Here is a 7,677-nt window from a genome sequence, read left to right as displayed (position 1 = left end):
GCCATACCGCCAGCGCAGATCTTAAAGAACTGCCTTCTGCTGACCTGCATGGTTCACTCCTTGTTTCGACATTGTCATTGCTTGTAGTTGTTCTTCGCCAGATGGCGGCAAAGATGCTGAATAATACGATGCCCTCAGTTCCAGGAGGGCTTTGATCCAGAATACCACATTATCGGTAGGCTTGTTCTAACGCGGTTAATGGCAGGTGAATTGATTTTGTATGCATTAACATTGAACTGTGATATCGATCGCAATTTAGCCGAAATCAAATCTCACCTGGGCGCGTGCTCAATGACTTTAACCATAAGGGATTAATCGGCCGGTCTGGCGCAATGTGCGGCGAAATAAATCAAGATTGTGCGTTATTGCACCACAAACTTGATCCATAATAAGCCTCAATTCCCTGATGTTGTGATGGAATAGACGCCCCTTATTTTTACGCCGTTCAGAGTATTTGCCGTGTTTAATGTTAAAGATGAAGTCGAGCCCTCGTTACAGCTGGTTGGCGCAGCCGAGCGTACCGTCTTCAGAAGGCCACAAATTATGCAACCCACACAGGATATTCTTGCCGAAGAAGTTCCCGTTGCGCTGGTCTACAACGGCATCTCTCACGTCGTGATGATGGCGACGCCAAAAGATCTTGAAGCCTTTGCGATCGGCTTTTCGCTGTCGGAAGGCATCATTGAACATCCCCGGGAAATCTTCGGTATGGATGTTGTCCCTGCCTGTAATGGCATGGAGGTTCGCATCGAGCTTTCCAGCCGCCGCTTTATGGGGCTGAAAGAGCGTCGTCGGGCGTTGGCTGGTCGTACGGGCTGCGGCGTGTGCGGCGTTGAGCAACTCAACGATATTGGCAGGCCGATAAAACCGCTGCCCTTCAGCCAGACGTTCGATCTGGCTCATCTCGATTACGCGCTCAGGCATTTAGATGACGTCCAGCCCGTTGGCCGTGAAACGGGCTGTACGCACGCGGCGGCATGGATTATGCCCTCCGGCGAGCTGGTGGGCGGCCATGAAGATGTCGGTCGTCACGTGGCGCTGGATAAACTGCTGGGGCGCCGCGCGAAAGAAGGCGCGCTGTGGCAGCAGGGAGCCGCGCTGGTTTCCAGCCGTGCCAGCTATGAAATGGTGCAAAAGTCTGCGATGTGCGGCGTCGAAATTCTGTTCGCCGTCTCTGCCGCCACAACGCTGGCGGTCGAAGTGGCTGAACGCTGCAATCTGACGCTGGTGGGCTTCTGTAAGCCGGGAAGAGCGACGATTTATACCCATCCGGAACGTCTGGTTGCGGAGTAATGCCGCCAGGCCGCCAGCAGAATACTGCCTGAAAACGCGAGCTCCATGATCGCAGCGACCGGCGATCCCGCCATTATGTTGTTCAGTAGCCAACAAACGCTGCCGCATAGCGTGTATCCGCGTAGCCTGGCGCTCTGACCTTGAAACGCGGCAAAGGTCATCAGCAGACTACCCATCAGCGGCAGCAGGCTTGCTATTCCCTGCCAGAAGTAGGCGCTACAGGCTATCGACACCACCATAAACCCCCACATCACCCACAGACGAAGCGTAACGACAGCGATCGCAAAGCGGCAGGCCGCAATCGCCATCAACACGGCAGCAACGGGCTGTTGTAGAAGATAAAAGTGCCATGCCAGCAGACCGGTGGAGCAGGCTAGTACCGTCAGCGTTTTCGCCCGACGATGAAAATGAAAAGCAGTAATATCAAGCGCAAAGCTGACGCTTGCAAGTATCTGGGAAAACAGGAAAGTGGTCATCACGGCAGCCATTTCGCAAATCAATGGCTTCACCATAATGGGCTTAAGGCGGCCTCGCGTTAACTTTTGTTAAGACGCTGGCGAATACGTGAAAGGCTCACGGGGGTGATACCGATATAGCTAGCGAGATCCCGTTGCGTTAGCTGTGATTCCCAGTGTGGGAACTGAGTCTGGACGTAGCGGTAGCGTTGTTCTGGCGTGTTGAGCAACAGCATCTGTTCCTTCTTTTCTTTGTAGATCAACTGCTGAATGAGGAGTTGCATCTTGAACTCCTGGTTTTCAGCAGCCTCGAAAAAGGAGAGCGGAATGTCACTGGTTTCGCCCGCGGTGACCATCTGCAGACTATAATCCGCCGGCGTTGCCGTCAGCCAGTTAAGGTATAAAAAGCAGCATTCCCCTGGGAAATAGAACTCTTTTACGCGCTCCACGCCCCGATCGGAGTGATAAACCGCCCGCACAACACCCTGATGTAAATAGTAAAAATGGCTTTGCACCTCGCCCTGATGCAGCAGCCAGGCGCCCGCGCTCTGCGACTTTTTACGACTCGTCAGTAACTGCTGATTCAGCTGCATATCGTTATCTCAAAAAAATTGAAAGACAAATGCAAATCATTCCGCTTTTAGTTGATCAAGATGTGACCTAATATTTATCACATCAAGGCAGCACGCCTTATCCAAACAACTAAATTAAAGGGTTTACATCATGAAAAGCATCAAAACTTTTGTCGCAGTTATGACTCTGGCCGCTTCTTTTGGTTCTTTCGCTGCGCAAACAGTGACCGCAACCGCCTCAACCATCGACGGCGCGGAAGCGAAAATTGCCGCTCAGGCTGAACAAGCGGGCGCCAGCTCTTACAAAATTACCCAGGCTTACACCGGTAACCGCGTGCATATGACCGCTGAACTGACTAAATAAGCCATTAGCTACTGTCGAAAGAGCGCCCTTGGGGCGCTTTTTTCGTTACTGGGTCGCGAGCGCCTCGCGAATAGCTGGAATAAGCTGCGGTCCAGCATAAAAACTATTAAAACCTGTTTTGTGTGCCACCGACAGATTCACTTTTGCCAATATTACGCCATAGCTATTATCGGTCTTATCAATCCAGGGATAGCTGCCCGCCCAACCTGGGCTACTGATGAGTAGCGGACGGCCCTGGTTGTCGACCTGTTCCCGCCATTCGCCAAGTCCATAGATATCATTCCGGGCTTGTCCCCGAACATCCTGCACATAGCGATTGACCGCGCCAGGCAAAATTTTAGCGCCCTGGAGCTGATCGCTCTGCATCATGGTAATCGCTGCTGTGCTCAGAATTCGCCGGCCTTCAAATTGCCCATTATGGGCAATCATCTGGAGAAAGCGTCGATAGTCTGCAAGCGTTGTTCTTGCCCCGCCGGCGAGCATTGGGCTAAATCCTTGCTCCTCACTCACTGGGGTGAATCCGGTGTGGGTCATACCGAGTGGTTGGGCAATACGTTCCTGAAACAGAGATTCCCACGATTTTCCGCTGGCGACTTCAGCCATGCGCCCAGCCACCTGCATCGCGAGTCCACCGTAATTGAATGTCGTGCCTGGTGGGTTAACGGATGGCAGGGGTAAAATATGAGCAACGGATTCTGTCAGCGTTTGATAGTGATCTTCTGGCTTATTGGCAGGCTGATAGTCTGGGTAGCCTGAGGTATGTGAAAAGAGTTGGCGTAGGGTGGCATCACCTTTGGAGTCGGTAAAAGCAGGTAACCACTTTCTGACCGGATCGTCCCAGGAAAGGACGCCGTCATCAACGAGAGAGGCGATAGTTGCGGCAGCCAGCCATTTCCCTGCCGAAGCAATATGAACCTCAGTCTGTGATGTGTAGCCGCCGTAATATTTCTCAAAAATGGGCTTATCATCTTTAACGATAATAATCGCCGCGCCTGAGTAGTTGTGTTGGGCGACCCAGGACGCGATTTGATGATCGATTACTGCCATTTTGTCTTGCTTTGCCATGCTGCTCAGGCTTGTGAGAGCCAACGCTAACGCACAACAGGTGAGCGCTTTCTTCATTGGATATCCTGTTGTTAACAGGCCCCCAATAATGGGGGCCGCGGTTAAATAATCCCAACGCCTGCGGCGGCAAAGCCAAAGACGATTAGCATAATCAGCACCTTGTTTGGACTCACCTTTTTATTCAACAGCTTCAGGCATCCCAACACCAGCAGCAGCGGAATGAGCCCGACGCAGATTTTGTCGAGGATCTCCTGCAATACGAAAGGCTGTCCGGCGATGGTGGTTTTAAAGGTGGTGGTAAATTTCACCATGCTGGCGCTCATCGCGCCTACCATCATCAGACCCATCATGGCTGAGGCTTTGGTGATACACGAGAGCAAGCCGGACTGCGTGGCTTCGGCGATATACTTCGAACCTAGCCGGTAGCCCATTACCCCGCCGTAGTAGCGCAGCAGGTAGCTCGGGATGTTGTAAATCAGCAGGAACAGCAGTGGCCCTAGCGGGTTTCCCTGTGAGGCCAGGCCGATAGCAATCCCCGTGGCGATGATGCGTAGCACGCCATAGAAGAATGAATCGCCGACGCCCGCGAACGGCCCCATTAAAGCCACTTTGATGCCGTTAATACTGGAGGTATCAAAATTAGGGTTCGCGGCGTTCTCTTTTTCCATCGATAGCGTCAGGCCCATAATGAATGGCGCCAGATGCTGGTTGGTATTGAAGAACTGGCTGTTACGTTTTAGCGACTCCACGTAACCGTGCGGGTTGCCGGTGTAGATTTTCTTGAGCAGCGGCGCCAGAATCCAGCCGTAGCTCAACCCCTCCATTCGGGTGAAGTTCATGGAGCCCAGCAGTTGGAACTGGCGGAAGAACAGCTGGCGGAACATCTTTTTTTCGTTCTTGCTGTCGTCGCCTGCGCTTACTGCGCTGTTGTGGATATCAGTCATTGAAGAACCCGTCCTTATCATCAACCGACGCGCTTGCGGCAGTGGTGGCGTGTTTATTGGCTTTCAACTGGTTGAATTCGTTGAAGCAGAGATAAACGGCAACGGAAGCGGCGATAATCGCGATGCCCATAATCGGCAGTTGCAGATAAGCCGCCATGGCGAAGCCGATAAAGAAGAATGCGGCAATATTTCGGTTCCACAGCGCCTTTAACAAGATGGCGAAGCCCAACGCAGGCAGAATACCGCCCACCGCCGTCATCCCGCGCATCACGGTATCCGGAATGCTTTCGACCAGGCTGCGGATCACGTCGGTGCCGAACAGAATGCCGAAGAAGGCCAGCACCGCGAACGGCACGCCGTAGAACATTGTCATCCCGAGCGTGATGCCGAGCGCGGCGCGGTCGCGCCCCTCTTCAAGCAAGGCGTCATATTTCTCGACCAGCGCGGTATAAACCAGCTTCAGAACCTGGTAAACGAAGACCGCCAGCAGGCTGATGGGCAGCGCAAGCGCGACGGCGACGGCAGGTTCCGCTTTCGTCAAAATGGTAAAGGCGGTTGCCAGAACCGAGCCTACAGCCAGATCGGCCGGTACCGAGCCGCCAATGGTGATGGTGCCGAGAAAAATCAGTTCCAGCGTCGCGCCGATGATGATCCCCTGCTGAAAATCACCCAGCACAAAGCCGACCATCGCGCCGCAGATCAGCGGCCGTTCAATCAGCGGCTGGCCTAACGTGTGGTCAGCGAACTTGGCGATATACATCACCAGCGCGACAAGCAGTGCAGACGTTAACATAGCGACCTCGCTTAGCTAGCAGCGTTATCCAGCATCTCAATCAGGTTTTTCACCGGATGAGATGGCAGAACCTGGTATTCCACCTTCACGCCGCGTGCGGCGATGGCATGAAAATCGGCGACATCTTCCGGTGTAACGTACACGGTGTCGCTAATGCGTTTTTTCGCCGCCAGATTGTCGGTAATGCGCCCAAAGTTGGCGACGTTCAGGGTTTTTATCCCCTCAACCTGCTCGACCAGTCGACGCGCGTCGGCGGCATTGTTAACGATCACCATAATTTTCATGGCCTCGGAGCGCGGGTCATTGAGGATATCGCCTGCGTCTTTGACCGCCATAATGGCGCACTTGGCGGTATCAGGGGCCGCCATGCGCAGCGACATCTTCTGCACTTCGTTATTCACTATCTGATCGTTGGCGACCAGGATGCGGTTTACGCCGAGGTGCTTGGTCCAGACCACGGCAACCTGGCCGTGAATCAAGCGATCGTCAATTCGTACTAAAGAAATCATGTGTAGCTCCAGTTAGCAAAAGTAGGGTGTCCAGACGCGGGAAAGGCGAACCAGGGCTTCGAAATAGAAGTAATCGCCCCAGAGGTTAGGTTCGTTAATGCCCATGTTGCGGCCAAAGTTATAAACGCCTTCACGCAGCAGGCCGTCCTGCGTGTGGGCAAAATAGCGCTCGCGTAAATTGCGCATCATCAGTTCGATGGCGTTGTTATAGGCGGGGCGTAGTGGATCGGTTAGCGGCAGCAGCGTCAGCAACTCCGCCAGACCGCAGGCGGCGACTACGGCGGCAGACGTATCGCGCGGAGCGTTGTCCTGCGGGGTGAAGATTAGGTCCCAGTAGCAGACAAAATCTTCCGGCAGACGGTTGAGAAAATAGTGCGCCAGCTTCCGCGCCAGCTCTGGCTGAGTGGTATCGCCGGTATGACGGAATCCCAGCGCAAAGCCGTAAATCCCCCAGGCCTGGCCGCGTGCCCAGCAGGAGCTATCGCTAAACCCTTGATGAGTATCACCACGCAGCGGCTGGCCACTGTGCACGTCCATGTAGAAGGTGTGGAAGCTGGAAGCATCCTCACGAACCAGATAACGAGCGGCCTGCGCCAGATGACGCGTAGCGGCTTCGCGCCACTCGGCATTGCCCGTTTCGTTGGCGGCCCAGAACAGTAACGGCACGTTGAGATTGCAGTCGATAATCATGCGACCCTGACGCGCCGGGTCGTTGAGATCGCCCCAGGCCTGAATCACGCCTGCTGTTTCATTAAAGCGGCGGTACAGTAGCTCTGCGGCGCGTAGCGCCAGGCTGCGAGCGCGGAGATTGCCGGTGAGCTTCCATGCGTTAACGCAAGAGAGCAAATAGAGAAAACCCAGGTCGTGGGTATCGACTTTAATTTGCTTATCGAGGCGCTCTTCAAAACTGTCGAGCAGGCCCTCCGCCACCGTGCGGTATTTATCATCGCCGGTGACTTCCCAGGCCAGCCACAGCATGCCGGTCCAGAATCCTTCGGTCCAGTCGACCTTCTCTACTGCCGGGTAGTGACCATCAGTCGCGCTGGCTGCGGGAAAAGTCGTGGTAAAACGCGGCATCATCTCGTCAACTTTGGCAAGCACTTCGCGGAGTGCTTCGCTCAGCCAGCGCGAGTCTAAACACGGCTGTGGTGCAAGATAGCGGCTGTCGAGCGTTTCCAGCGCAACGGTCATGGCTGTGTCTCCGCGGCAAAAAAGTCGTCGATATCATCGTCAACGGCTGGCTGTATGGTCTGGCGAGCGGCGATAATTTCTGGCTGCACGTTCATGTACTGCATCGCGCCGCTGGCGGCGATGATGGCGTCCTGCAGGCGTGATGGAGTATCGGTATGTTCAGAGAGACAGAACTCCATCAGCATAATCAGATTGGCGCCGCTAATAACATGAACATGCGGGTATTTGACCAGCATCTGTACGGCGGTGTTGTTGACGCTCCCGCCGGGCATATCGGTAAATAGCACCAGCTCTTTTTCCTGGCTGAGCGTCTGTTGGGCGAGGGCCTCAAAGCGCACCGCCAGTTCGGCTGTGGAGCCAATTTCGCCGCAGTAGGCGCAAATGGGTGTTACGCCGTGATCGTCGCCAACCAGCAGGTTCAGCGCCGAGATTATCCCTTCTGCATAGCGCCCGTGGGTTGCGATGTACATCTCTCGCATTGCGTATTCCTT

10 protein-coding genes are annotated in these 7,677 nt (G+C 54.3%); 2 read left to right on the top strand and 8 right to left on the bottom strand.

The window, feature by feature from the left end:
- Window positions 1-498 precede the first annotated feature (498 nt).
- Window positions 499-1,293 (top strand): formate dehydrogenase accessory sulfurtransferase FdhD, encoded by a 795-nt coding sequence (gene fdhD, locus ACW14G_RS16155; RefSeq protein ID WP_411908132.1) that lies wholly within the window; start codon window positions 499-501, stop codon window positions 1,291-1,293.
- Here the strand turns inward: fdhD and ACW14G_RS16150 are convergent.
- Complete coding sequence (locus ACW14G_RS16150) at window positions 1,260-1,805, bottom strand: YgjV family protein (protein WP_249022530.1); 546 nt, start codon at window positions 1,803-1,805, stop codon at window positions 1,260-1,262. The genes fdhD and ACW14G_RS16150 overlap by 34 nt on opposite strands.
- A gap of 23 nt (window positions 1,806-1,828) precedes the next feature.
- The gene (locus tag ACW14G_RS16145) at window positions 1,829-2,341 is read right to left on the bottom strand and encodes a Crp/Fnr family transcriptional regulator (RefSeq protein WP_163448698.1); all 513 of its coding nucleotides are present in this window, start codon (window positions 2,339-2,341) and stop codon (window positions 1,829-1,831) included.
- 130 nt (window positions 2,342-2,471) lie between these two features.
- Here ACW14G_RS16145 and ACW14G_RS16140 point away from each other — a divergent pair, with 130 nt between their 5' ends.
- Complete coding sequence (locus ACW14G_RS16140) at window positions 2,472-2,684, top strand: YdgH/BhsA/McbA family protein (RefSeq protein WP_163448697.1); 213 nt, start codon at window positions 2,472-2,474, stop codon at window positions 2,682-2,684.
- A gap of 45 nt (window positions 2,685-2,729) precedes the next feature.
- On the opposite strand, the gene ACW14G_RS16135 is transcribed toward ACW14G_RS16140, so the two are convergent.
- From ACW14G_RS16135 to ACW14G_RS16110, 6 genes are read right to left on the bottom strand one after another with little or no spacing between them, the layout of a single operon-like run.
- Entirely contained in the window at window positions 2,730-3,806 is a 1,077-nt protein-coding gene (locus ACW14G_RS16135) for a serine hydrolase domain-containing protein (RefSeq protein WP_249022528.1), read from the bottom strand.
- 44 nt (window positions 3,807-3,850) lie between these two features.
- Window positions 3,851-4,693, bottom strand: coding sequence for a PTS system mannose/fructose/sorbose family transporter subunit IID (locus tag ACW14G_RS16130; RefSeq protein ID WP_167577209.1), 843 nt, complete (start codon window positions 4,691-4,693; stop codon window positions 3,851-3,853).
- Window positions 4,686-5,486, bottom strand: coding sequence for a PTS mannose/fructose/sorbose/N-acetylgalactosamine transporter subunit IIC (locus tag ACW14G_RS16125; protein WP_135370586.1), 801 nt, complete (start codon window positions 5,484-5,486; stop codon window positions 4,686-4,688). Before ACW14G_RS16125 ends, ACW14G_RS16130 begins: the two co-directional genes overlap by 8 nt.
- 11 nt (window positions 5,487-5,497) lie before the next feature.
- Complete coding sequence (locus ACW14G_RS16120) at window positions 5,498-5,995, bottom strand: PTS system mannose/fructose/N-acetylgalactosamine-transporter subunit IIB (RefSeq protein WP_223803596.1); 498 nt, start codon at window positions 5,993-5,995, stop codon at window positions 5,498-5,500.
- Between the two features lie 12 nt (window positions 5,996-6,007).
- Window positions 6,008-7,186, bottom strand: coding sequence for a glycoside hydrolase family 88 protein (locus tag ACW14G_RS16115; RefSeq protein WP_249022527.1), 1,179 nt, complete (start codon window positions 7,184-7,186; stop codon window positions 6,008-6,010).
- Window positions 7,183-7,665, bottom strand: a complete 483-nt coding sequence (locus tag ACW14G_RS16110) for a PTS sugar transporter subunit IIA (protein ID WP_249022526.1) — start codon at window positions 7,663-7,665, stop codon at window positions 7,183-7,185. The genes ACW14G_RS16115 and ACW14G_RS16110 overlap by 4 nt, the downstream gene beginning before the upstream one ends.
- Window positions 7,666-7,677: the final 12 nt, after the last annotated feature.

It is taken from the genome of Kluyvera sp. (assembly GCF_965301105.1).
The sequence above is the reverse complement of the archived record's forward strand: the minus strand, read 5'-3'. Positions and strand labels throughout refer to the sequence as shown.